This window comes from Aestuariibacter sp. GS-14 (genome assembly GCF_006494365.1).
Lineage (GTDB): Bacteria > Pseudomonadota > Gammaproteobacteria > Enterobacterales > Alteromonadaceae > Alteromonas > Alteromonas mangrovi.
Genome location: NZ_VHIP01000002.1, coordinates 292,470 through 317,510, shown reverse-complemented (window position 1 = coordinate 317,510; position 25,041 = coordinate 292,470). Strand labels below are relative to the sequence as shown.

Genomic DNA, 25,041 nt, shown 5'->3' with positions numbered 1-25,041 from the left:
GAGTTTCGCCAGTTTAGAGAGAGCAAGTAAGAGCACAAATTGCTTGTGTGGATAAAGCTTATCAATGAAGCGAATATTTTAAGGTAGTAAAAGTATTATTCTATTGAGTGAATACCGTTCAGGAAGCTGTTAACTATGCATAAAGATAAAAAGAACACTCAGCAACGACGACCCACAGGCAGCGATGTTGCAAAACTGGCCGGCACATCAAAATCAACAGTGTCAAGAGTTTTCAATGGCGGCGTGGTAGCACCAGAAGTAAAAGATCGGATAATAGAAGCGGCTAAAACCCTGCATTACCGGCCAAACCCCATTGCCCGGTCTATGATCATGCAGCGCTCTTATCTGATTGGCGTCGCTATCACTTACCTTGATAACCAGCTCTATCCCGAATTTGTCCAAAAGCTATCAGATAAATTTGCTGATGCCGGTTTCCGGTTGGTTTTATTTATTACCCATGGGGAGAGAAAGCGAGACCCGACCCTCGAAGAAATTATGAATTACAGTCTGGATGCCGTTATTTTTGCTTCATCAAATCGAGCTGATGTGATTGCACAGGGTTGTATTGACGCCGGTATTCCAACCATCATGTTTAATAACATTTCCACTGAAAGAGACATCAAGTGTATTAGTACCGATGACATTGCAGGTGCTTTGGAAATTGCCCGGTTATGTTTGCGCATTGGACACCAACAAATTGGGCTTATAACCGGGATTGAAGACAGTTCCGCCAGTAAACGCCGGTCAGCTGCTTTTTCAAAGGCCTGTGAGGAAGCGAATAATATCCCGGTAATTCAGCGTTGCGGTTATTATACCTTTGAAGGCGCAATGCAGGCGACAAGGGATATTTTAACCCATTATCCCAAAACTGATGCGATTTTTGCCATCAATGATCATATGGCTTTGGCCTGTTTACAGGTGAGTGAACGGGAGTTTCAGCGTCGTCCTGGCAAGGATATTTCCATCATTGGCTTCGATAATGTTGCCATTGGATCCTGGCCCGGTATTGAGCTAACCTCTTTTGCCCATCCGCTTGATGACATCATTGACAGAATGCTCAGTTATATCCTTTCTGCACTCAATGGCGAGCCTCTTGATAACCAGCCGGAATTCATTTCAGGCGAACTTATTATCCGTCAATCTACCCTTCCTGTAACAGACTAAGCCGCATCGCCATTGGCTCAGCGCCCATTATTTGTTAACCAGATGTATCACATTTGTATCAATAATTTCTAAAAAAAAGATTAATCGTTAAAATTAGTCTCAGTTTCAATTCCACGCCTTTATGGGAGCGCTCCCACACAGGTTATTTAGGAGAAAATTGAGAGATGAAAGCCAAACTACGCTACACAATATTTTTCTCTGTCATGAGTAGTCTCTGCCTGTCGGCTTGCAAGCCTCAGTCTTCACAACAATGGGAAGTGCTCCAGAAAGAAATTCAAAAAGCAAAATCAATCAACGACATACAAAACCTGATGGCCAGACGCGCCATGTACCATTCTATTGGTCACAATGAACTTGAATTTGAACTCTGGTCAAAACGGGATGATATTCGCTGGGCACAAAATCAGGGATGCTGGATTGGTCGAGAGACAATCAAAACGTACTACGTTGATGTGAATTACCAAATGCAGGCGGCGCAGTTAAAGCTGATGAGCGAGAGCAACCCAGCTATTGATAACGATCTGAAAACTAACCGCTATATTGGTAACAACGTATGGCATTTGCTTACCACCCCCATCATTGAAGTGGCCGACGACGGAGAATCCGCCAAAGCCTTCTGGTATACACCGGGCGTTATTCTGGCAAGCACCGATGGCCTGACAGCCCAGGGCATGCATATGTGGGAAAAGTACTTCGTTGATTTAATTAAAGAAGATGGAGAATGGCGGTTCCTGCACATTCAGGTAGCCACTGACTGGGCGGCACCATTGGGACAGGGATTGCCACAAAGCAACAGCAATATTGCTGCGGTAGGCAGTGAAGGTGGTGCTCAGCAAATGGGCCCTGGTCCAGGTGCAGAAGGGCTTGTAATACCGCCCCCAACCATCAGCAAAGTGCTGTACTCAGAATACAGCCCGACCAGACGACAGCACCTGACTCCTCGTCTGCCAGAACCTTACTCAACGTTTAGCGACACCTTCGAATACGCAGATTGTCGGTAATTTTTCTGTACCCAACAAGATAGAATAAAAAAGGATAAAGCCTTATGAAACGCACTAAACTCTCTAGTTTAATCGCCTTCACCCTGGTAATAAGCGCTTGCGCATCAAGCACTGCGCAGACCCCTCCTCCGCCGCCACAAAGCAGTGGCCCAAATCCTGATTTTTCAGCAGTAACAGCCAGTGTAGATACCAATGGTGATGGCAAAATGTCGCGTACTGAATGGGAACGCGCAGGCGCGCCAGCCTCTTCTTTTAACATGTTTGAGAGAGGCCGCGGTTACGTTACTCAGGCCGATTATGATAGCGCTCCGGCTCCCGGTGGTATAGATATCAATGGCGATGGCAAATTAACCCTGGCGGAGTTCAAGCAATTTGATCGTGAAATGGGTGCCAAAATGGATACTCGCCCACGCATCGAAGCTGCTGAACGAGCGCTTGCCATGTGGGAAGTGCAGAATGTAATGAGTAAACATGCGTATTATCACGCTGCGGGAGTGAACCTGGAAGAAATGGCGGCAATCTGGGTGGATGAACACGGTCCAAACGCCACTACAGCCAGATTTTCCAGTCCAATCTGGGTAATGAATGGGTTTGAAACCATCAAAAATGCCTATGGAAAAGTGAATCAACAGAACCGCCAGAAAGCCCTGGAAAATCTGGCAAAAGTAAATCCGGATATAGAGGTTACTGAAGAAAATCTGGGGGCCGGCCACGAGTGGGCAATGCATACCAATACCACTCCCGTTATTGAAGTGGCTGGAGACGGAAAAACCGCCAAAGGGATTTGGTACTCGCCAGGCATGGGATTAATGACAGAAATAGACGGTCAGAAAGTCAAGGTGAATGGCACTTTCTTCTGGGAAAAATACGCAGCTGACTTTGTAAAAGAAAATGGTGTATGGAAGATCTGGCATCTTCAGATGGCCTACGACTTCACTCCTAAACTTGACGATAAATGGCTCGATTTTGACAAAAAAGGCATGGTTCAGGCTGGAGAACGAGCCGGTGAAATGCCACCGGGATTTTCGTCGCCAGAATACTCTTATCCGGCTTATAGCCCGGAAAGACCTTCGATTATCTATCCGAAGATCCCGCAGCCCTATTACACATTTGATGAAACGTTTAGTTATTAAAAACATGAGTATCTTCTCACTGCGCATTGATATGCAGTGAGAGGAGTTTCCGAAATTTAAATATTTATCCCTACAGGATGTATCCATGAATATCCGATTTACGCCTTCACTATTAACCCTTGGCATGCTTGCGGCATTTAGTCCGTTATCAAGCGCCCAATCTGCAGCTGAACCGCAGGAAAATAAAGAGACGTCTCTGGAAGTAATTGAAGTAACGGCGCAAAAACGCGTACAAAGTATTAATGATACTGCTATCGCAATTACCGCTATCAGCGGCAACGATATAATCAATCAGGGCAGTACCTCATACGACGAAGCCATTGAAGGTGTTCCAGGTGTGAAAGTACAGGGTATCGCCCAGGGGGCACAGGTATTTATCCGTGGCGTGGGTTCACAGGTAGACCCAGCCTTTGCCGACCCCGCTGTGGCAACGCTGATCGATGGTGTTTACACCGGACGAACAGAATCAGTTCAGTCTGGTACCTACGATATATCCCGCATTGAAGTTCTGCGTGGTCCTCAGGGTACGTTATACGGACGAAATGCTTCAGGCGGCTCTATGAACGTTATCACCCGTGATCCTGAGTTGGGTGATATTGAGGGTTATGTTACCGCTCAGGCCGGAAACTTTAACCTGCGTCGCTTAGAAGGCGCGGTTAACCTGCCCATAGGAGACGAGTTCGCTTTCCGGGCAGCAGCCTTCAACAGCGACAGGGATGGCTATATCAGTGATGGCAGTATGGAAGACAACAGTTGGGGCGCCCGGGTCAAAATGCTCTACCAGCCCAGTGATGAATTACGTGCATTACTCAAGTATGAAATTTCAGAATTTGAAGGTAATGCAGCCAATACCGTACCCGTACAAGGGTGGCAGGGTAATCTCACATTCCCACCGTTTTTAGGTGCCTTTGCACCGGATGGCTGGGCAGTGAATGATGATTCAAATCCCTGGGAAAATGATAAGTACCATCCTCCTGGTTTTATGAAAAGAAAGTCAGAAACCTTGTCACTCGACCTTTCTACCGATCTGGATTGGGCGAGTATCAGTTTACTTACGGCTTATTCAGATCATGAAAACCTCGAACGGTCCAGCCACCTGTTTGGTATTACCGATCCGGACGTGTTTTTCGGTTGCGGCACTTCCGAGTGTTATTTAGAAGGCACGGGTAATGCCACATACAAAACGACAGAGTTGCGATTCAACTCTCCTGTTGATGCGCCTTTTGTCTGGATGGTTGGACTTTATTATCTGAGCAGTCAGGGAGACATTGGAGGCGATGGCCAGGAACTGGATTTATCTGATGGAACCTATCTGTATAACCAGGCATTTGCCCCGAGTAAAACCAAAGCTATTTTTGGTCAGGCGACCTACCCTGTTTCTGATCAATTGCGGTTAACTGCAGGATTGCGGTTGAGCAATGACACGCGTGAGACTGCTTACGAGCTATTCTCTCCTGCTGGCGATCTGGTTGATACTCAGGCGCAATCCACTGAAGACGATTCAGTGACCTGGAAACTTGGTATCGAGTTTGATTTATCAAAGGATCAGTTACTGTATGCCCATGCTGCTTCAGGCTTTAAGCAAGGTGGTGTTAATACCACTATTCCTATCACTGTATTTGCCGCCGAAGAATTGATTAGCTATGAGATTGGCTCTAAAAACACATTATTAAACAATAATATGCAGCTTAATGCCGCAGTGTTTTACTACGACTATAAAAATTATCATGTGCCATCTTTACAATCGATACCGGTAGCCGACACCGGTGAGGTATCTGTATTTCCTTATACGCTCAATGCCGGGGATAGCACTATCTATGGAGCGGAAGTCACGCTGGAATGGCTGGTATCAGACAGTGGCAAGATAACGTCTTCTGCAACAACGTTACAAACCGAGTACGGCGAAACGGAATTGCCGGTGAACCCATTTGTTGCAGGTGGCCCTTATCAATTAGAAGGCAGGGAAATGGTCAATGCGCCTTCATTCACCGCTATGTTTGGGTACGAGCATAACTGGGAATTCAAGGAAGGGATTTTATTTGCCAGCGTTACCACCAATTATTCCAGCGATTACTTCACTTCTCTGGAGTATTACCTGCCGGGCGCACACCAGGACAGTTTTACCCGCACCGATGCCAGTATCCGATATGAGTCTTTTGATGACTGGAGTTTGGGGTTGTGGGTAAGAAATATAGAAGACGAAGCACAGACCACGTATGTGTTCCCGGCTTACCGACGCTTTATAACCGCGCCCAGAACAGTTGGAGTTAACGTTAACTATCGATTCTGACACAACTATAGCCCTGGGATGGTATCCATCTCAGGGCTTTGTACTGTAAGGAAAACATTAAATGAATACGGTAAAAAGGTATCACCGCTGGGCGGGCTCAGCACTCGCATTATTTTTTATCGTCATTGCCACTACCGGGATCGCTATGCAAGTGGATTTATTTTTAAATCCGCCTCCTCCTCCGCCGCCAGTCACAGCAGATAATACTCCTCCTCCCGTTACTAAACCTCAGGGGATCCAGTGGCATTATGTGTTGCAGGATATCCATGCAGGCTATTACTTTGGTGGCGCAGGGAAAATAATCAATGTGGTGTGTGGCCTGGGTTTACTTGTGCTGAGTTTTACCGGTCTGATGGTGTACTGGGAATTATTGAAACGCAGAATAAAAACCGGTCGATGGCATTTTTTCTGGCGTTAACGAACCCGATTTTGGAGTATAAACACGTGCAAAAACACCTAAAAATACTGATATGTCTGGCTTTACTTTGTGTGCTGTCGGGATGCGAGAATGAGACAACTGGCAAAAAGCTCCTGGTTAATAAACTGACTACGGAACACCAATTTAATCCCCTCGGCATCGACGTGACAACCCCCAGATTAAGCTGGCAGTTGCTGGCAAATTATAATGGAGCGCAACAAAGTGCATACCAGCTACAGGTAGCGTTTGATGGGCAGTTTGAGAACATTTACTGGGATAGTCAAAAAACAGAAGGTCATATTCCTTATGACATTTCACCTGATGGACTTATGCTTAAACCACTGACCCGCTATTACTGGCGAGTTAAAGTATGGGATGGCGACACAACCTCTGAATGGTCTGACACAAAATGGTTTGAAACCGCCTTCTTTGATACTTCCGGATTCAATGGTGAATGGATTGCGAAGAATGTCGAAAGGTCAGCACAAGAACAACCAGAAACCCTGGTCCGAAACGTCTTCACCCTCCCTGAAAAAGACATCAATCAAGCTCGTTTATACATTGCCGGACTGGGTCTGTATCTGGCGGAAATCAATGGTGAGCGAGTAAGTCAGGATGAATTAAAACCTGCCTATACGCCTTACAACAAACGTGTTTACTATGAGACTTACGATATAACCTCATTGCTTAAAAGTGGTCAGAATAATGCCATAGGTGTTCGTCTTGGACGGGGCAACTATGCTGGCTATGGTGATATTGATATCGAAGTCGCTCCCTGGCTAAGTGAGCCCAAAGTCAAAGCGATGCTCTTTATTACTTTTACAGACGGCAGTGAAGCTCAGTGGCAAACTGATGAAAGTTGGAAAACAGCTGACGGCCCCACAATCACCAACTCACTGAAATACGGCGAGCGTTTTGATGCAAGATTACGCCAGAACGGTTGGTCGCAGGCAGATTTTGATGACTCGAAATGGCAGCAAGCATCAATTGCCTTACCACCTGCAGGACGATTAGTGGCCAGAAATTATGAGCCCATTCGGGTGGTTGCCAGTATCTCGCCAAAAGCAGTTAGTCAAACACCAGCTGGCACTGCATTGTATGACTTCAGGAGTACTCAGGCTGGCTGGGCTAAAGTCACCTTGAAAGGCCCTGCTGGCGCCCGCATAAAACTGGTGTATGGCGAAAAACTCAATGCCGCTGGCAGCGTATTTGACGGAACGGGCGGACCATTTGGTGGCACAGCCTTACAACAGTATGAATATGTCCTGGCGGGAGATGCACAGGGCGAAACCTTTGTGCCACGCTACAGTTATAATGGATACCGATTTGTAGAAATTCAAAAGCCAGACAACGTTGAAGTTATTTCTGTCGAAGGGCAAATTGTGCATAACGATATTGCAGTAGAAGGTAGTTTCGAAAGCTCTGATCCTTTGTTGAACCGTTATCATCGGGCCATGGTTCGTTCAACACTCAATAATTTCCATGGAATTCCAACCGACACACCAATGTACGAGAAAAGAGGTTGGGCTGCAGACGCCTTACTCATCGTAGACAGCGCCTTACGTAATACCCATTCACAAAATTTGTGGGAAAAATGGATGCAGGATCATCAGGACAACCAAACCTCCGACGGCGGTATTGCGGTAATTGTTCCCAATCAAAATCCTGGTGGCGAACAGCCCGATCCCTTTGTTGGAAAAACCAGCGATCCGATATGGTCTTCGAGTTACGTTCAGGTAAATTTTGCCTTGTTTTGGCTGAAAGGTGATAAGCGCATTGTGCAGGAACAATACCCGGGCATGAAAGCCTGGATGGAAAAATGGATAGCAACGCTTACTGAAACAAACTTCATATTCACCGGCAACAGCTGGGGCGATCATGAGCCCGCACATGGCGCTGGTACCGATAATCAGATAGTTGCCAGCGCATTTCTCATCGACAGTGCCCGTAAACTGGCGCTGATGGCTTCTCTGCTGGGGTACTCAGATGACAGCAGCAGATTTACCCGATTTGCCGAAAATGTGATTGCGAGTATCAACCGCCACTTCTATTCAGCTCAGAACGGATACTATGATTTTCCTTATGTCAGCCCCTTTCCTGAAGGCCCTCCTCCGGGTATGCCTGTAGACCTGATGCCCGACTGGATGAAGATGTCGCCTGAAGAAGTAGATCAAAAGCAGTTTCAAACAGACAATGTGCTGCCTTTGGCATTTGGCATTGTGCCAACCAACAAGCGAGACGCACTCTGCCAGGCGTTAATTGAAGATGTGCGCAATACTCACGATAAGCATATCACCAGCGGCGCAACCGTGCTCAAAGCTACCTTACCCGTTCTGACAGAATGTGGCGCACCGGAATTGGCTTATCAAGCGGCTGTGAATCCAACTTATCCTGGCTGGGGTTACTGGTTCCGCACACTGAACGGTTCAACGGCCGAAGGCGGTGAAGAAATCGTGGTGGATACGCACTGGGAAGCCTGGGGCGATCATGCACGTTCACACAACCACGCATTCCGGGGGACGATTGATGACTGGTTGTTTGAATATGTCGCCGGCATTAAACCAACCGCCTACGGATATGCCAGTATTATTGTAAAGCCTACCTTTTTGTCTGCACTGGATTTTGCCCGGGCAAGCCTTGCCTCACCATTTGGTGATGTTAAAAGCTATTGGAACCGGTCTGACAACAATACCGTTACCCTGGAAGTGTCTGTTCCAATTGGCGCCAAAGCAGAAATCTGGCTACCGGTTACCGAAAAGCAGCGAATTACTGCTCCAGCAGACGTCACCCTGCTCTCCCAGTCTAAAGGCCACGCAATTTACCAAGTGCGCTCAGGTCTTTATCAATTTGCTGTACACCAGTAAGTAACAGGTTGCCGCCTTTTGAGGCGGTAACCTTGATCTAATCACAGCGTTACCCCGCCATAAAATTTACCCGGGAAGCTTAAATTTACAGGCGTATAGTTCACCTGATATGCATGTAACTTCTTATGTGAATGGAAAAAGAGAGGTTTTGCAGAGGTAATAAAAATCCCCCTCAGCTCAATGCAGAAACCTGAGGGGGACCATGGCCGCCTGGCCAAAAAGGTTAGGCTGACAGGGCTTGTCAGCTGTTTTTCGTTTTAAGTAACCGCACCGGGCCTATGAGTCCGTATACCTGCGTACTTCTTTCCCCGCCGGGATTTCCAGCTCCCGGCGCCATACTGGGACCGGGACCTTTATTTTCGGACAGAATTGGCGCGCCCAGATATTCCCCTTTGGGTGGTTGCACAGGACTTGCGTCGACCTGTGGTTGCCACAATTCAGAGAAAGCAGCGGTTGGCATAGTCATTCCGGGCAACCCGAAAATGGCTTTCTCCCCCATTTTTAACAACTGATTGTTGAGCGTTGTCGCCACTTCCACCTCAATAACATTCTTACCCTTTTGGAGTAGTCCTGCGATATCAAACTGCAAGCTAAATGGCGCCAATGACCATACTCTTTGTTGATTAACCCATAAACGACAACTGCCTCCAACCCGGCCTAAATCCAGCAGATAATCTGATTTTTCCGGCAGGTCTGACGGTAACGACAAAAACGATTTGTATTTCGCGATACCCGAAGCAAGTCCTATTTGTGGTATCTCATGCCACGCTCGAAGAGAAGGCAGCGTCAAGGTTTGTTTGACTTTATTGGTTCGGGTAGGAGTAGCACCAGGTCCCCAGGCTTCCAATTCAACCATCCAGGGATCGTTAATAGTTGCGAGGACATCCCCTGTTGCCACAGGGAAAATCTCCGCTGCTGCCAGTTCCTGCTCGCCCATAGATAACACCTTCGCTTCATTGGGGGCAAAATTCAGCGCGATTTCTACTCTACCGTCCGCCACTTTGCTGTCCGGCAGCGTGTACATCCGGTTTTGCCAAAGATTTCGCATAACCACGCTCCCGGTGCCAGCAAGCGAAACCGTTAAGGCAACGGGCGCATCAGAATCGTTTAGCAAATAATAGTGAGTATTTGTTCCGTCTCTCCGTAATACCGGCATAATCCGCGCTTCCCGGGAAAAACCCACGGATGGAATAACGGATACCGAATTTAGCATTGCAATTGCCATTGTAAAATCCATTGCCTGTTTCACATTTTCATGCGCAGATAACTCAGGCGTTAATGACGGTTGCTGGCCAATAAAAATAACCGGCAGCCCATTTTCGACGTAATCGACTAATCGTTTTAACGTTGCGTTGGCATATTGCATTGCAGGCATGACTAACAATGCCTTGTATCCGGCTCCCAGCGGCGTCAGTACACCTTTCTCCACAATGGCATTGGGATGTGACAACAAATCTTCGGTGACGTGATGGCGGGTGTAACCGGCTTTGCGTAACATCTCACCAAATTCTGAGCCTTCCCGGCCGACATTGAATGCCACATCACCACGTTCAGTGGGATCAAGTACCGCAACATCAGCCTGAGACAATCCACTTTGCAGAATGGATTGCAACCTGGCAAGGTACGCTGTTGTATCGCCGGCATGAGTCCACAGTGGGCTTCGCGGCCCCCAATCGTTGCCAATTGCCCGGCCAAACGCAGAAAAGCCCGGCCAGCGTGCATCAGGACTGTCAGCATAACTGTAACCGTGCAGCACGACCTGATTAACGCCTCCAGCAAAATCACGCTGGAGCATAAAAGTTAACAATTTCCAATCGGCAACATGCGCCTGGCCACCAACAAAGGTAGCCGCTTCATCAGAGAGGACTTTATGACCGCCAATATCACGAGCTGCAGCTTTAGCAGAAAAACTATCAATGGTATCGCCATTATCCCCTTCAGGGGTACTGCAGTAAGTTGCCGCCAGACCGGAGCACTGTGCACGCATACCCATGCCCAGTGTCTTCGCCCACTCACTCAGGGCTCTAATCCGGTTCAATGCATACATTTCGGTTAGGGTATGCTGGAAATCGGATTCAAACTGGTCTGTATCTATCTCTTTCAACACGAATAGTTTAACTTTGGGCTTGTTCATACCAGGGCCAAATTCCCAGTTATTTTCTGCCGGTTCCGCCAGTAAAGGTAAATAGGGATAAATTTCGTAGCCACGGTTTGCTTCAAAGGTTGCCGGAAGATCTGGTGACCAGTGCTTAACGGCCTTTAACTCCAGCGAATCCTCAAAAAAATCACCACCGATTTGACGCAGCATCGATTTTGTTTTTTGGGAAAGCAATCTGTTCTCCCAGAAATCGATACAAACCTGAGTACCTGCCACACCGTAAATATCCACCGCATAAGGAATGGGATCAGCCAGCATTGAAGTGACAATTGCGCGATCAAAAAGGTTTTGCGTTTGACCGGTACCCTGCATCCAAAAAAATAGCAGATGCCAGGTGTCTTTATCGGGTGCTTGCCAGGTTAGTGACTGATCGGCAATTTTACTGGTGACGTCTACCATTGACTGCGGGTCCAGCTCCACGGAAGTTACCTGCATACCGGATTGTTTAAATGCCAGTGCACAAATCAGCTCAGGAATAATCAATGGTTGCGGCGTACTCATGTGCAATCCGGAAGGCACATGGGCAGGCTTTGGTATTGGCGCTGAAAATGACTCACCGGCCTGAATGACGACTTCGCTATAGACCAGTTCTTTTGCTGCGGCGCGATGATTTGGTGTGACACCGGGAATCCCGGTCGGCCAATGCGCACCCAGCGTAATATCTGCTTTAATATTATATTTAATGGCCGCCTCCAGCGCAGCGTCAACGCCAGCAATCCAGCGGTCAGTGCTCCAGCCATAACGTTTGGGATCCATTGGCACATTCACGCCATCCCTGACGTCAGCGATTTCAAAACCACCAAAACCAGCCTCTGCCATGGATTTCACTTCTTTATCAATTTGAACGGGATCGATATAACCACCTGGCCACCACCAGCGAATCCTCGGTCTTTCTGAAGGGACAGGCAAAAGGTTTTCAACCGCGTCTGACGAAGATTTAAGGGATAAACCTTGTCCAGAAAGAGGTACTTTTGCGCACGAGGCGACCAGGGTAGCCAGAGAGGTTCCGACAAACTGTCTTCTTGTGAGAGTCATTGAAATTTATCTTGTCTATGAATATTAATGTTAAATTATTGTAGAAATGTGGAGAAAAATTGCAGATCCGAAAAGTCAGGTTAAGTCTTTAATTAAAAATAGCTAAGGTCTGCGTATTCGTATCAATATCCACCCTTAATCCTGCATATTTTCTACACATTTTAATAACATTATTTTTACCTCGCATCGAGGGGAAGACGCCACATTCTGTGCGCTGAATCCTCTCTTTTCGTTCGTGCAGACCGTAAACGATAACTCGTTCACCCTGTAACCGTAAGCGCATGGTATCACCAGTGTATAAGCGCCTGTGCCATTGATTAAGGGAAAATAATGCAATTATTAAAAACGGCCATTTCGACTGGCCTGCTGCTGGCAATGCCATTACTGACAGAAGCAGCTTCCAAAACCGTATCTGCCAGTGATCACTGGCAAGTCAGCAGTGTGACCCAACTGGATAGCTTAATCATTGAGAAAGGAAGCAAGGTAACGGCTCCCGAAGGATTTGATTTGACTCTCACGGTCAATGGTAATTCCGTACCGCTTAAACCCGGTAACTACTCAGGAAAGGTCACCCTGACGCCAACGAGGTCTTACCTGGTGAAATACCGCTTTTATGAACCCTATCATTACCGTGCAGGACTGCTTGTTCATAACGACCAGGTTGTTCACGATCAATCGGTGTTTGCTGCATTAGGCGACCCTGACATATCTGATGTGAGTGCCAGTAATTTATCAATTCGGTCTCAGGAAGAAAACTTTAACGGTGTCATTGTCAGTGGCGATTCGACGTACACGCTGAACAATGTAGACATTGATTTCACAGGTAACGGCGGTAATGACTTCGCTGGCTGGGGTGCAGGCATTATGTCTACCGACACCGCCACAGTAATAGTCAATAACGCCAAAATTAAAACCATTGGTGCAGTCAGAACCGCATTATTCATTGGTGGTAAAAGCACCATGATTGTGAACGATGCCGATATTGAAGTTCAAAATGGCAAATTGCCGGATGATTATCAATTTTCAATCGCCCCGGGCGAAATGCTCGAAGTGCCCTATGGCCTGGGCTTATCAGGTAACGTAAGAGCCACCAACCTGATTGACGAAGCCACCGTGTACTATAATGATTGTCACATTAAAGCAAACGGCTGGGGAGCCCTTTCATCCGATGGCGATGGTCCAAGCCGAATGTTTGTAAATCGTTGTGTCATTGACGTAACAGACAGCGGATATGGTGCTTACGCCAACGGTGACTCCCATGACTATATCAGTCACTCTGTGATTAATGTTCCTGATGTTGGCGTGATCGTTGGCGGCCCAGGCTGGGTTACACTGACCGATGAATCCGTCATCAATTCTGAAAAACTTGGTGTAATGATGCATCAGGGTGCTGGCGGCAGTGTTCTTCGTGTGGAAAAAGGCAGTCAGATAAACTCTAAAAATTCTGCAGTCCAGATTAAAGGGCGTGGTGGTGATGTGATTGTCGATAATGCGATACTGAACCCGCTAAACGGGGTATTAGTGCAGGCCATGGAAAATGATGACCCCATCATGAAAGACATGGCGAAAAACGGTCCTCCTCCACCGCCTCCTGGATCAGAAGCGATGCCGCCACCGGATATGCCAGGCGCCAGTGCCATGAACTTCAGCCCGGATGTTAACGTGACATTCAGAAATACCAAACTTACAGGCGATGTACTGCACGCTATGAGTGAATTGGGCAATATGAACGTTTACCTTCAATCGGCAACACTTGAAGGGGCTATCAGTACCTCTGTGACCTTCCCGACTTCCGGACAGGAGCCAACAAAAGAGACCTATAGAACTGTGGGTGAAGTATCAAACCAATTACAGAAATCAACAAGCAAGCACAAACTGAAAGTATTTGTAGACCACGATGCTACTTGGCATGTTTCGAAAACCTCTTATATCGATGCTTTAACTATAGCGGAAGGCGCAGTCATAAAAGCCTCAACAGGTAAACTCTTGTTCAAAGTGAATGGTAAACAGCGACCTCTGACACCAGGTCATTATACCGGTGATATCGAAATCGGTCCGAAATAAAGACAATATGATTTTGGTTTTATGCAAAAACCCCGCTTATAGCGGGGTTTTCTTTTTTTTCTTTAAGCAAAGGTGTTATCGATTGAAAAGTCTTATCGTAACCGGCCCATCGAGCCCATATCGTTCAGGCTTAAGTTCAAATCCCGGATCCCAGGGTGGCGCCTTAATGTCGCCACTGGCTAATAACTGATTTCCCAAGGGACTACTGACTTCAATCTGTAGCGTGTTTTCCCCCTGATGTACTAATCCTGCCAAACTTGCTTCCAACGTATCGTAGTTAAGGTCTGCTGGCTGACCATTGACTTTGATGCGCAGAGATGACGAGTCGTTAATTGCGTTGAGCATCAGCACCGGCAGATAGTCCAGGTCACTTTTTCCCAACGTAAAGTTTGTTTCATAAAGACCCACGCCGGAAACCTGCTCACCCAACTGAGGAATGTTCAGCCAGGGGACCAAAGACGTGTTACCCACCCTAATGGTAGATATTACTGTATCGCTTGGTTGTGGTGTGTTGCGATTTTCCTGCCAACGCTGGACCACTAAGGACCAATCCGATAGCACAAGCTGTTTCGACAACTTACCAGTCTGCCGGGTTACCATGACTTCAGGAAGAGCTTCGGGTATAGTAAAGAGTAACCGGGCCTGCTCGGGTTCAAAATAAATTGATATACGCTGCTGCTTATCTTTCTCCAGAGCGGTGATTACACCGGTCCATAAATCCATTTCATAGGCGATCCCAGGCTCTTTAAAAATTAGATTTCCCTTAGCCTTATTCTCCCCTGTGTAGTGTATAAAATGAAACTGTGCTGACCCATTTTGCCGACTTGCCACCACCACCGGCAACGGTTCTTCTAAAAGAAGGTTAGGAGAAATCTGCGAGACTTTTAGCTGTTCGAACAGCTTTTTCATGTCATTCACATGACTGACCGACTCATAGGCTAAAAGCTTTTTCAGCGCTGATTTTAAAAGATCGTCATTGTGAGGATAATTGTTAAAAAATGGCGTTCCAGCAGGTAACTGACCAACAAAAATAATCGGTAGCTTAGCATCAGCGAGCTGCGTCAGACGTTCAATAGTCTCTAAAGACATGGTTGCCTGTTTATAGACGATCAGTGCCTTGTATGCCGGTCCTTCAGCCAGTAAGCGACCATCAGTTACTTGCATTCCTAACTCAGTGATGGCGCCCGGCGTCAAAATATCATAGGAATAACCGGCATGAGTAAGTGTTTTATCTATGACTACTGGCGCGGACGTACCGTATTGCAGATTTAAAATGGCTAGGTCAATTTTCGCCACTCCGGACTGCATAGCACCCTGTGCTCGACTAAGGTATTTCGCCAGCTGATCAATATGTTGCCAGTCAGGATTTCGAGGTCCCCAGTAACCCGCTAGCCCAAAACCAAAGGGGGAAACGCCTGGCCATCTTGCCTGATTTGAGTCCGGGTACCCCATTCCGTGAAAGACCATTTGGTTTGCACCGGCTGCCATATTTTTATTAATCCATTTGAGCATTTCCAGCCAGGTTAGTCGGTAGCCTTCATTGGCAATAGCGCCTACCTCGTCAGCAACCACTGAATGGCCGCCAATATGCGCACCGCCAGCTACCATCCTGAAACGATCGTCGCCTTGATTGGATGGCCCAAACCCCAGAGATTCCCCATCAGGACCAGCAGCAACTGCGGCGGCTTTTACTATGTCAACTCCCAGCCCATATGCTTGTACCCGGTATGACTGACCAATACCAGACGCCCATGTCTGAAGGGGTTTTATATGGTTTTCTATATACAAGTGAGTCAGTGTTTCTTTAAAATCTGTCCGAATGCGATCACCCGTATTCGAATAATTGCCAGTACTGTCCGCAAACTCGTACTGGTTCAGGCTGTCATTACTTAACCCATTTACCCGGCTGCCAATGAGCAAGGGCAGATAAGGTGTTAAGTCGTAGCCCCTCTGTGTGTTGAAGGTTTCGAGAAATCCAGCTGTCCAGACTAATCCGCGATAATCCAACTCCAAAGAATCTTCAAAAATAGCGCCGCCATTTAGCCTCAATAACTGTCGGGTTTTGTCGTCCAACAACGTCTTTTCCCAAAATGAAATTAACGCGTCTGCTCCATCGACAGATAAATGATCGACCACATAATTTGGCTCATAGGTCACCACTCCCTCTTTGTTTTGTTGTTCTGAGCCACGCATCCAGAATGTGAAAATCTTCCATTCGCCCTCGTCAGGCGCCTGCCAATTCAGGGAATACTGACCTGTAGCATCCCGATGAAAATTCGTTATTACCTGTACAGACTCAGGATCAATCAATAACGCTTCCCGTTGCTTTGTAGTGACATTGTGAGGCATATCGCCCCATGCCATTAATATTGGCTTTACAATGTTTGCTGAACCCACAATCCTGGCTGCCGTTACGGCTACCAGAACGGGCGGATTCTCTGCTTTCGCTTGTTTTGACTGATACATATTGTTTGGCCCCGCTTGCTCACCGGACTCCTCATTCTGTGGCGCGCCGGGAGGAGGAGGCATCAAACTGTCTTTACTCAGTTCAAAATCAGGTAGCACGCCGCTGAAAGTGCCTCTAAATGCTGCAGTTGTACCGGCGAGCAATTCTTTTGAGGCGGCGTTATCAGTTGGCACAATCGTAGGGACAGCGGCAGGCCAGGCCGGACTAATAGTGGTATCCACCTGTAAACCTAAGTCATTTGCCGTGGTAAGAATACGTTTATACACTTCATTCCATCGCTGAGTGCCCCAGCCATGTGTTCGCATTTGCTCTCTGGTGTAATGGGTATCTCCCATGTGAATACAAATCTCAACCCCTTTAAAGCCCGCGTCGGCAATAGCTTCAAGCTGTTTAATCAGAACGCGATCCTCGACTTTAGCGGCAGGCAGCCACCAACGAAACATCGCACTATTCTTTGCACTGGGTTGGACTGGGTCTGTTAACGATACAGGCAACTCCTTGCCAGCCATTGCAATTTGGCAACTTGAAAAAATCAACATAAACAGAGTTAAACAGGCACGCATTTTTAATACTCAAAATTGTTATTAACTTGTTAAGTTATGCGTATTTTGTGCAGAGAATGTGCAGGCAATTTCATAGTTTCTACACAATTACCTGCTTAATTGTTGCTTCCGTATTGGTCAAAATCATTTTTGAATTGCACCTTGCCTGAGGACATTCCAGTGAAAAATAACAGCAAGTTCCAACTGTTTGTCGTGATCCCAACGCTGCTGATGCCAGCCTTCTCATTTGGTCAACCAACTGAAGTAGCAAAGCCACTAAGCCAGTTAAAATCTTACTGGCATGACACCCGTATAGACTTTTTTGAAACGGCTACAGACATGGGACAACATGCCGCCACTGAAGTATTTAGCTATCATTTTTCTGTTGATATTGCACAGATCAATGCGACGCCCATACCGCAGACTATCCCCTTGGAACTGTTCTGGAACGAATCGATTCAGGACAATGCTTCTGTTGCAACGCCAGAAGTAAAAGAACAGTTAATTAAACAAGGTTATGAATTAAAAGCGACTGAGGGTTATATCTTTACCCAGCAGGCTAAAGGAACCATTCCTTTAAAGTTGTTTTACCATCCGCAACTTAAGGACTATCGGGTGGTAACCGAGCATGGTGGTGAATCAGACGCCAGAGAAAACGGCTATCAGCTGATTGGCATTGAAGGGTATGTATACCCTCCTCGGCACTAACCGATAAAAAACAACGCCGCTTAGACTAAGCGGCGTTTATGTGAAGATTAGAAGTTATAGCGGAAGTTGGCACCATACATTCGAGGCGCTCCAGCCTGCACATCACCGGTACTTGCGCCCATTTTGTAGACCTCCTCACTGGCATTTCTCACCCACAGGTTGATGCTCCAGTTGCCAACATTCGGCGTATAGTTTGCGCTTAAATCAATCACATAATAGGAATCTATTAATGTATTAGGCGTTTCAAGTGCTGCGCCTTTATGATCGTCCAACCAACGCAAACCAGCTGTTGCCGTAATTACACCGGCATCTCCAATATAGAAATCCTGATCGATGTTCGCTTTTACCGTTAATTTTGGTGAACGCGGTAACGCGGCATTTTGCAGATTTGTTGGTGGATCAAAGGGGGTTAAGTGCAATTCAAATTCAGAAGTGTATTCTGCATCCAGATAGGCAAAACCAAAATTAACCCGCGTAGTACTGGACAATAATGCAATGGTTTCAACTTCTAATCCGCGGATTCTGGCTGTTGCAGCATTAAAGAATTGTACATAGAAATTTGCTGGATCAAGGAAGGGGTCACCCGCAGCATCAACTGTCTGATAATTATCATAGTCATACCAGAATAATGCACCGTTGACCTGCAAATTATTGGAAAGCCAGCGGCTTTTCATCCCAAACTCAAGGCTGGTCACTTCTTCTTCGTCAAACGTGCTGCTGTCAATATTCACACCAGTATTGAAACCACCAGGCCGGGTTGAGGTTGCCAGGGTAGCGTACCCCATCAACTCATCTGAGTAGTCCTTTTCCAAACCCAGTTTCCAGGTAAAGTTGTCGAAGGTGGTGCTGGCATCTGCAAACGGTGATTCTGCCGGATCATTGCGCTGGATAAGGCTCGCATCTTCAGAACTGTACCGGCCTCCAACAATGGCTCTGAAAGTATCACTAATAGGATACGTCACCTGGCCATAGATTGCTGTTGAACCTGCACCTCTCAGACAGCCTGCGCCCGCACAGGTGCCCGCCGAAACTGCCTGGTCCTGCTCCCGATCATAATAATAAAGTCCAACCTGCCATTGAACCCTGGCGTCTGCCAGTGAGGAATAACGAACTTCTGCAGACTGCTGGGTTAATTCATCACTACCGTAATCCGTTAAGGGCACTGGCAAAAATGGCAGGAAAATAGTACCGCCACGCTCGCTACTTGAGTAAGCTCCAATCAGTGAAAGGACTCCCGGCCCAACTGTGGTATCAAAATTAACCGTGTAGCGGTCTACATCAAAACGGTATTCCTGCTCGGGTACAACACGACTCGAAAAGTAGATATCACCCGCATCAAAAGAGGCTGCAGGCGTATTAATATCCGGACTGATACCGCCCATCTCAATCCGTTCCGCGCTAATTACCAATGATGTATCATCATTCGGTAAATAGGCAAATTTAGCCCTGACAGCGGTACCGTCAACATCTCCCGATCCCGTCGACATATAACCGTCACGATCGATGTCAGAAAATGCAACCCGGGCAGCCATAGTGTCGCTTAACGGTATATTGAGCGCACCTTCAAGTCGAGTATGCGAGTAGTTTCCTGCCTCAGCAACGATATAACCTTCAACTTCTTCAGTATCGGGATTTTTGGTGAGTACATTAACAACCCCTGCTGTCGCATTACGGCCATACAGTGTGCCTTGTGGACCCCGTAATACTTCCATACGGTCAAGGTCATAAAAACCAAATATGGCTGCCTGTGCACTGGAATTAAATGCGCCATCATAATTAACTGATGTTGCGTTCTCGCCCACATCTACCGGCATATCCCAACCCATACCACGGATATTGACTGCCGCGCCATCACCCACATCCTGAATGTTCACGCCAATCATGTCCTTTACCATATCCCCCATACTCACAAGCCCCTTATTCAGCGCTTCTTCACCACTTATGGTTGATACTGCGATACTGGTTTTTTGCAGGCTCTTAGCCATTTTTTCAGCGGTAACAGTAATCGTTTCTAGATTGTCTTTATCTGTCCTATCTCCCATATCCTGTGCATGCACGACGCCGGCGAGTGCAAAGGCTATAGGGGTTAAACACCCCATTGATAGTAGTGTGTGCTTTTTCATATTTTCCCTCTGAATCCACTAGGTTTGAAATTAGTGTGAAAGTAATTTCTTGGTGAGAAGGAAAGCTAAGAGCACAATGTGAACGAAATGTGGAGAAAATTAACAAAACAAACATATTTTTTACTTTATGTGAGTTTCGCAACTAACTAAGTCATGATTAATTCATGTTTACTCAGGCTATTTTCGAAACAAAAAAGCCCCGATAGATATCGGGGCTTTGAATGTGGTTGCGGGAGCAGGATTTGAACCTACGACCTTCGGGTTATGAGCCCGACGAGCTACCAGACTGCTCCATCCCGCGTCCGAAACTGTTCACGATTTTTCGTGTTGTTCTGTGACGCTAACTTGCGTTTATTCTGGTGTCAGTCACTTGCTTAATATACAAGTACTGAGATGTGGTTGCGGGAGCAGGATTCGAACCTACGACCTTCGGGTTATGAGCCCGACGAGCTACCAGACTGCTCCATCCCGCGTCTGAACTGGGTTGATACGACTTGCTATTACTGCCATGCCGTTCAAGTGGTGCGTATTATACATAGGGTTTAATGGTAAGCAAGGGGAGTTTTGATAAATGTTTCAAAAATTTGACCAACCGGTTAAATACCCACCACAACGGCTACTAAGCGAACGAAAATTATCTTTAACTAGGAATTTTCACTTCGCATACAGGTTCATTTTTTGCGCCAGTTTAAAATCCAACTCACTCAGCCCGTCAACATCGTGTGTTGTTAACGTTACATCAACCCGGTTGTATACGTTAAACCATTCAGGGTGATGTTTTAGTTTTTCGGCCCATATTGCCACCTGGGTCATCCAGCCAAAGGCACCAATAAATCCTTTAAATGTAAAGGTCTTGGTAATTTTATCGCCGTGTAACTGCCAGTAATGTTCACTCTCTACCCCTTCATTTAATGCAGCCAGATGAGCCTGAATTTCTTCTGCCGTTAATTTCGTTGCCATATCACACCTTTTTATTATTTGACGTTGTCACGTTACTGAATAATTTGCGATGAAAAAAGCCCTGCTTAACAACATTGTGTATCGGCCTGTAAAGGTGCCGTTGCAATGCCTTGAGAGATACCACAGAAATGATGTGCTGATGTAAACACTTCCTCTGCGACGTTCACTATGTCAGGCGCTAAGTATACAACTTACCCATACAACTGGTCGGATGATAAAGATAATTAATGATTAAATTGATTTTCAATTAATATAGCTGATACATTAAGGTGTTCACGAATTAAGGCACACTGTTATGAATCTGAATAGAATCGATTTAAATCTCTTCGCCGTATTTGATGCAATCTACACCGCGGGAAATTTAACTAAAGCAGCAGATATCCTGTGTATCACACAGCCGGCTGTAAGTAATTCACTGTCACGGCTTCGTGAGCTGTTAAATGATCCACTATTTGTTCGTACCGGTCATACCATGACGCCAACACCGGTTGCACAAAATATTATAGGGCCGGCCAGACAAGCACTGGAATTGTTGCGAAGAAGCGTTTTACATAGCCATGACTTTGACCCTGCCGTTGCCGAAAAAACCTTTCAGTTTGCTTGTAGGGATCTCATTGAAGCCAGTATCCTACCCCGATTAATCGCAAGACTTGAATCTCAAGCACCGCATATTGCGATTTCGAACTATGATATTGCCAGGGCCGACGTAACGAATGCCATGGCAAGCGGCCAATTAGACTTCTATGCAGACAGCGCAACACTTACCGATCCGTATTTGCAAAAGCGTAAAATTGCGGAAGATCGTTTAGTTGCAGTAGCAAGACCAGGACACCCTGCATTTTCAACGACATTAACACTGGATACTTTTCTTTCTCACGGCCACATTAAAATTGCGCCCAGAAAGGATCTCGACTGCGTAATAGATATCGAGTTGGCGAAATTGGGTTATCAGCGTCGGGTTGCAATGCAAAGCCATCACTTTTTAACTGTGCCCAGTGTACTGGTTAAAACCAACCTGATTGCCTGCCTGCCCTATCACCTGGCTAAGCACTACGATTTGGCCATTACTGATTTGCCGTTCAGCATGCAACCTACCAGCTACTATATATATTGGCATGTGAGTGCAACCGATGACCCCGCTCATAAATGGGTGCGAGAACAATTATTCAAAGCAGCAGAATCATTTCAAGCTGCCCCGCCAAAGTCAGAAGCAGCATAAAAGCCGTATTTCTTCATGTATAGCCTGCCATAATTACCTATTTATATTGGCAGGCTAACTTCCACATTTTACACAAACAATCCAAAAGCAAATAAAACACCACAATATCAATAATTTAAAAAACACTACCTTTTATTGAACACTTTTATCTCACGCTAAATTTTTATCTTTAGATCTAGCAAAGTATTTCTGGCACACACGCAACACTTTGTAAAATATGAAAATTTCAAAATAAAACATCCATTAGACACCATATTAAAGTATTCAAACAAATACCTTTGTATGGTGCCTGGCATTTATCAATATCGGCTTTCGTTGTTTAATTATCTCAACAAAACAAAACAACAAAACTTACTTAAACCATTAATTCTGCTTAGTATTTAGGAGCTGACCATGTTGAAAATCGTTAAGACTTCTTTAGTTATCGCAACTGCCTCTTTAGCGTTTGCCGGAACGGCTCATGCTGACGTAGAGGAAGCATTAGCTAACATCTGTAATATCGTAACTGCTGACGACAAGGGCGAACTGCGTAAGAAAATGCGTTCGGTTGAGTCTGACTACCGCCTGAAACTGCACGACTACTACGCGGGCATTTCTTGTAACGGTCAAAGCTTAATTCGCACCGCGATTGAGAATAACGCTGTTGAAGTTGGAACTTTGCTGGTGAAGAAAATGCCTAGCAAGGAACTTCAGGAGCCAGAGAAAGATGGTAAAACACTGCAAGCGTGGATCACTGAAAATGGTCACGATGGACACGCAATCACTGCAGCACTGCTAGAGCGCTTATAAGCGACAGAAACAATCACATGATAGCCATGTCACCATTTCAACATGGTTGCAGGGAGGTTTAGCAGTCCCCTGCATTAAAAGGCGCCTTACGGCGCCTTTATTTTTTCAACCTTTCACAAACAAACATGCCGAATAACTAAAACAACTCGATATCGCTGCTGAAGATTTGCTTTGTACTTCTGTCCATTACCTCAATACGATTTCTACCATTATTTTTTGCCAGATACAGTGCTTCATCCGCAATTTCAATGATCGAGGGGATCGGCGTTATCGGGTTTATTGCCGTTACGCCAATGCTGACCGTAATATTGCCCGAAGGAAAATCGTATTGCTGGACACGCAAACGAAAACTGTCTAACAATGACAACGCAGCCTGAATGTCTGTTTGATTAATAATAACTACAAATTCTTCGCCGCCATACCTGAACAGAAAATCAGCATGCCGAAACGACTTTCGCATTAAATTGGCAAAATGAATTAACACTTCATCCCCTTGCAAGTGCCCAAACCTGTCATTTACTTGTTTAAAATGATCAATATCCAGGATGGCAAGGAATGAACTGCGTTCTGATGGCATATTGCGCCGATAGAAATCAAGCACCTGTTCCAGGGTGGTAACAAAGGTTTGCCGGTTGTGCAGTTTGGTGAGCAGATCCCGCTCTTTTACATCAAAAAGATTAATCTGATGCTCGTATATACTCGCAAGCCCTTTGATGATCTCAAACTCGTAGTCGTTTACCATTCCCTGGATCAGCACCAGCTTTTCCGGCGGCTCATCTTTGTTTACGTAAATACAAATAAAAGGCAGGTCATTAATAGTGTGTTTTTCAACACCCGCGCTCCCCTCTCTGAAAACGAATTGCACAACAGACTGATATTCATCTTTAAAGTTTTCGTCCAATGATAACGGAAATTTTCTTATTAATGGCTCATTGGTTTCGTTGCCGGTATGTCTCTTACCCAGAATTTCATAAGAAGACACGTCCTTAATGTTGTCAATTTCCATTAACAAGGTGATAAGGGCGACGTTTAAATCGTGGAAGGTTTTTGATTCAATCAGCCTCGACGACAAAGCAAAAGCGGTCTGTAATTGCTCAAAACTCATAGGACTTCAGTTTCTTCACTTGTAAACAGTGTTGGCCGGTTTATTAAGCATTGTTTAGCCGTAAATAATCGTCAAATTTTAAGTCAATCTTTTCGCCAAAAACCCAAAAATAAATGCGATACAGCGGGCGCATTTAAATAAAAACACAAAAAATTAACAAATAAAGCATTTTTTCCACGTATAAAAAAACTGTATTTTAAAATACAAAACGCAAAACAACCCAACCTAAAACCTACTTTAACTATATGTATTTTAAAGACATTAGACAGAATAATGTAGATTCCCGCCGATATGCCCGCCCTCGTCCATTCGCAAAAACGTATAATGCAGAATACCCATGTATGGCACCTGCTGTTTTTTCATCCAATTTCGTGCGCTTTAATACACTTAACAAACAAACGAACTGCTACGTAAATAAATAAAACATCTAACGAGGATTTACCCATGTTGAAATTTGCTAAAACTGCTGCCCTGATTGTTACTGCTAGCCTTGGTGTATCTGCGACTGCGCAAGCTGATGTAAACGAAGCCCTGGCTAACATCTGCACTATCGTAAGTGCCGACGACAAAGGCGAACTGCGCAAAAAAATGCGCTCTGTTGAATCAGATTACCGCATGAAACTGCATGATTACTACACTGGTATTTCATGTAACGGCCAAAGTTTAATCCGCACTGCAATCTCAAATGATTCAATAGAAGTTGGTACGCTGCTTGTGAAGAAAATGCCAAGCCGTGACCTGCAAGAGCCGGAAAAAGATGGCAAAACACTGCAAGCCTGGATTAACGAAAACGGTTTGCAAGACCACGCCGTTGCTCAGGCTTTAACAGAACGTCTGTAAGAGATTTCGTGACACCATGTGTTCATGACACCAGTCAACATGGTAGCGAGGCGGAAACGCCTTGCAGATAAGGCGCCTAGTGCGCCTTTTCTTTTTGACATACTAAACATCTATAAAAGTATGAAATTGTATCAGCCCTAAATTTACGTATTAAAAAAAAT

Annotated in this window: 16 protein-coding genes and 2 tRNA genes; 11 read left to right on the top strand and 7 right to left on the bottom strand. The window is 45.8% G+C overall.

Features of this window, described 5'->3' with window-relative positions:
* The first annotated feature begins 135 nt into the window (after positions 1 to 135).
* The 6 genes from FJ444_RS04485 to FJ444_RS04460 all read left to right on the top strand — a co-directional run bounded on the left by FJ444_RS04485 (position 136) and on the right by FJ444_RS04460 (position 8,870).
* Complete coding sequence (locus FJ444_RS04485) at positions 136 to 1,164, top strand: LacI family DNA-binding transcriptional regulator (RefSeq protein WP_140956726.1); 1,029 nt, start codon at positions 136 to 138, stop codon at positions 1,162 to 1,164.
* 164 nt (positions 1,165 to 1,328) lie between these two features.
* Positions 1,329 to 2,165 (top strand): nuclear transport factor 2 family protein, encoded by an 837-nt coding sequence (locus FJ444_RS04480; protein WP_140956725.1) that lies wholly within the window; start codon positions 1,329 to 1,331, stop codon positions 2,163 to 2,165.
* A 44-nt stretch (positions 2,166 to 2,209) separates the two neighbouring features.
* Entirely contained in the window at positions 2,210 to 3,298 is a 1,089-nt protein-coding gene (locus FJ444_RS04475; protein WP_140956724.1) for a nuclear transport factor 2 family protein, read from the top strand.
* A gap of 85 nt (positions 3,299 to 3,383) precedes the next feature.
* Positions 3,384 to 5,588, top strand: a complete 2,205-nt coding sequence (locus tag FJ444_RS04470) for a TonB-dependent receptor (protein WP_140956723.1) — start codon at positions 3,384 to 3,386, stop codon at positions 5,586 to 5,588.
* A 61-nt stretch (positions 5,589 to 5,649) separates the two neighbouring features.
* Positions 5,650 to 6,006, top strand: a complete 357-nt coding sequence (locus tag FJ444_RS04465; RefSeq protein WP_140956722.1) for a PepSY domain-containing protein — start codon at positions 5,650 to 5,652, stop codon at positions 6,004 to 6,006.
* A 164-nt stretch (positions 6,007 to 6,170) separates the two neighbouring features.
* Entirely contained in the window at positions 6,171 to 8,870 is a 2,700-nt protein-coding gene (locus tag FJ444_RS04460; RefSeq protein WP_181405064.1) for a family 78 glycoside hydrolase catalytic domain, read from the top strand.
* A 241-nt stretch (positions 8,871 to 9,111) separates the two neighbouring features.
* Here the strand turns inward: FJ444_RS04460 and FJ444_RS04455 are convergent, their stop codons facing one another.
* The gene (locus FJ444_RS04455) at positions 9,112 to 12,063 is read right to left on the bottom strand and encodes a glycosyl hydrolase (RefSeq protein ID WP_140956720.1); all 2,952 of its coding nucleotides are present in this window, start codon (positions 12,061 to 12,063) and stop codon (positions 9,112 to 9,114) included.
* 330 nt (positions 12,064 to 12,393) lie between these two features.
* Here FJ444_RS04455 and FJ444_RS04450 point away from each other — a divergent pair, with 330 nt between their 5' ends.
* The gene (locus FJ444_RS04450; protein ID WP_140956719.1) at positions 12,394 to 14,127 is read left to right on the top strand and encodes a hypothetical protein; all 1,734 of its coding nucleotides are present in this window, start codon (positions 12,394 to 12,396) and stop codon (positions 14,125 to 14,127) included.
* A 75-nt stretch (positions 14,128 to 14,202) separates the two neighbouring features.
* Here FJ444_RS04450 and FJ444_RS04445 read toward each other — a convergent pair whose 3' ends face one another.
* Positions 14,203 to 17,037: a glycosyl hydrolase gene (locus FJ444_RS04445; RefSeq protein WP_181405063.1), complete on the bottom strand. Its 2,835-nt coding sequence runs from the start codon at positions 17,035 to 17,037 to the stop codon at positions 14,203 to 14,205.
* Positions 17,038 to 17,316: 279 nt separating this feature from the next.
* Here FJ444_RS04445 and FJ444_RS04440 point away from each other — a divergent pair, with 279 nt between their 5' ends.
* Complete coding sequence (locus tag FJ444_RS04440; RefSeq protein ID WP_140956717.1) at positions 17,317 to 17,844, top strand: hypothetical protein; 528 nt, start codon at positions 17,317 to 17,319, stop codon at positions 17,842 to 17,844.
* A 47-nt stretch (positions 17,845 to 17,891) separates the two neighbouring features.
* Here the strand turns inward: FJ444_RS04440 and FJ444_RS04435 are convergent, their stop codons facing one another.
* From FJ444_RS04435 to FJ444_RS04420, 4 genes are all read right to left on the bottom strand, one after another.
* The gene (locus FJ444_RS04435) at positions 17,892 to 19,967 is read right to left on the bottom strand and encodes a TonB-dependent receptor (protein ID WP_140956716.1); all 2,076 of its coding nucleotides are present in this window, start codon (positions 19,965 to 19,967) and stop codon (positions 17,892 to 17,894) included.
* 224 nt (positions 19,968 to 20,191) lie between these two features.
* Positions 20,192 to 20,268, bottom strand: a tRNA-Met gene (locus FJ444_RS04430).
* Between the two features lie 95 nt (positions 20,269 to 20,363).
* Positions 20,364 to 20,440 (bottom strand) — tRNA-Met (locus tag FJ444_RS04425).
* Between the two features lie 181 nt (positions 20,441 to 20,621).
* The gene (locus FJ444_RS04420; protein WP_140956715.1) at positions 20,622 to 20,927 is read right to left on the bottom strand and encodes a 4a-hydroxytetrahydrobiopterin dehydratase; all 306 of its coding nucleotides are present in this window, start codon (positions 20,925 to 20,927) and stop codon (positions 20,622 to 20,624) included.
* Positions 20,928 to 21,222: 295 nt separating this feature from the next.
* On the opposite strand from FJ444_RS04420, the gene FJ444_RS04415 reads away from it, so the two are divergent.
* Both FJ444_RS04415 and FJ444_RS04410 read left to right on the top strand, forming a co-directional pair.
* Complete coding sequence (locus FJ444_RS04415; RefSeq protein ID WP_140956714.1) at positions 21,223 to 22,146, top strand: LysR family transcriptional regulator; 924 nt, start codon at positions 21,223 to 21,225, stop codon at positions 22,144 to 22,146.
* Positions 22,147 to 22,539: 393 nt separating this feature from the next.
* Entirely contained in the window at positions 22,540 to 22,935 is a 396-nt protein-coding gene (locus FJ444_RS04410; protein WP_140956713.1) for a DUF3718 domain-containing protein, read from the top strand.
* Between the two features lie 136 nt (positions 22,936 to 23,071).
* On the opposite strand, the gene FJ444_RS04405 is transcribed toward FJ444_RS04410, so the two are convergent.
* Positions 23,072 to 24,040 carry a GGDEF domain-containing protein gene (locus FJ444_RS04405; protein ID WP_140956712.1) on the bottom strand — a complete coding sequence of 323 codons (969 nt, stop codon included), beginning with the start codon at positions 24,038 to 24,040 and terminating at the stop codon, positions 23,072 to 23,074.
* Between the two features lie 444 nt (positions 24,041 to 24,484).
* On the opposite strand from FJ444_RS04405, the gene FJ444_RS04400 reads away from it, so the two are divergent.
* The gene (locus FJ444_RS04400; protein ID WP_140956711.1) at positions 24,485 to 24,880 is read left to right on the top strand and encodes a DUF3718 domain-containing protein; all 396 of its coding nucleotides are present in this window, start codon (positions 24,485 to 24,487) and stop codon (positions 24,878 to 24,880) included.
* The last annotated feature ends 161 nt before the right edge of the window (positions 24,881 to 25,041 follow it).

Bases quoted from the DNA above. Each gene is read 5' to 3' on its own strand.
- FJ444_RS04435 (WP_140956716.1), bottom strand. From the start codon at position 19,967: ATGAAAAAGCACACACTACTATCAATGGGGTGTTTAACCCCTATAGCC.
- FJ444_RS04400 (WP_140956711.1), top strand. From the start codon at position 24,485: ATGTTGAAATTTGCTAAAACTGCTGCCCTGATTGTTACTGCTAGCCTT.
- FJ444_RS04485 (WP_140956726.1), top strand. From the start codon at position 136: ATGCATAAAGATAAAAAGAACACTCAGCAACGACGACCCACAGGCAGC.
- FJ444_RS04470 (WP_140956723.1), top strand. From the start codon at position 3,384: ATGAATATCCGATTTACGCCTTCACTATTAACCCTTGGCATGCTTGCG.
- FJ444_RS04465 (WP_140956722.1), top strand. From the start codon at position 5,650: ATGAATACGGTAAAAAGGTATCACCGCTGGGCGGGCTCAGCACTCGCA.
- FJ444_RS04420 (WP_140956715.1), bottom strand. From the start codon at position 20,927: ATGGCAACGAAATTAACGGCAGAAGAAATTCAGGCTCATCTGGCTGCA.
- FJ444_RS04450 (WP_140956719.1), top strand. From the start codon at position 12,394: ATGCAATTATTAAAAACGGCCATTTCGACTGGCCTGCTGCTGGCAATG.
- FJ444_RS04475 (WP_140956724.1), top strand. From the start codon at position 2,210: ATGAAACGCACTAAACTCTCTAGTTTAATCGCCTTCACCCTGGTAATA.
- FJ444_RS04415 (WP_140956714.1), top strand. From the start codon at position 21,223: ATGAATCTGAATAGAATCGATTTAAATCTCTTCGCCGTATTTGATGCA.
- FJ444_RS04445 (WP_181405063.1), bottom strand. From the start codon at position 17,037: ATGTTTCGTTGGTGGCTGCCTGCCGCTAAAGTCGAGGATCGCGTTCTG.
- FJ444_RS04455 (WP_140956720.1), bottom strand. From the start codon at position 12,063: ATGACTCTCACAAGAAGACAGTTTGTCGGAACCTCTCTGGCTACCCTG.
- FJ444_RS04410 (WP_140956713.1), top strand. From the start codon at position 22,540: ATGTTGAAAATCGTTAAGACTTCTTTAGTTATCGCAACTGCCTCTTTA.
- FJ444_RS04405 (WP_140956712.1), bottom strand. From the start codon at position 24,040: ATGAGTTTTGAGCAATTACAGACCGCTTTTGCTTTGTCGTCGAGGCTG.
- FJ444_RS04480 (WP_140956725.1), top strand. From the start codon at position 1,329: ATGAAAGCCAAACTACGCTACACAATATTTTTCTCTGTCATGAGTAGT.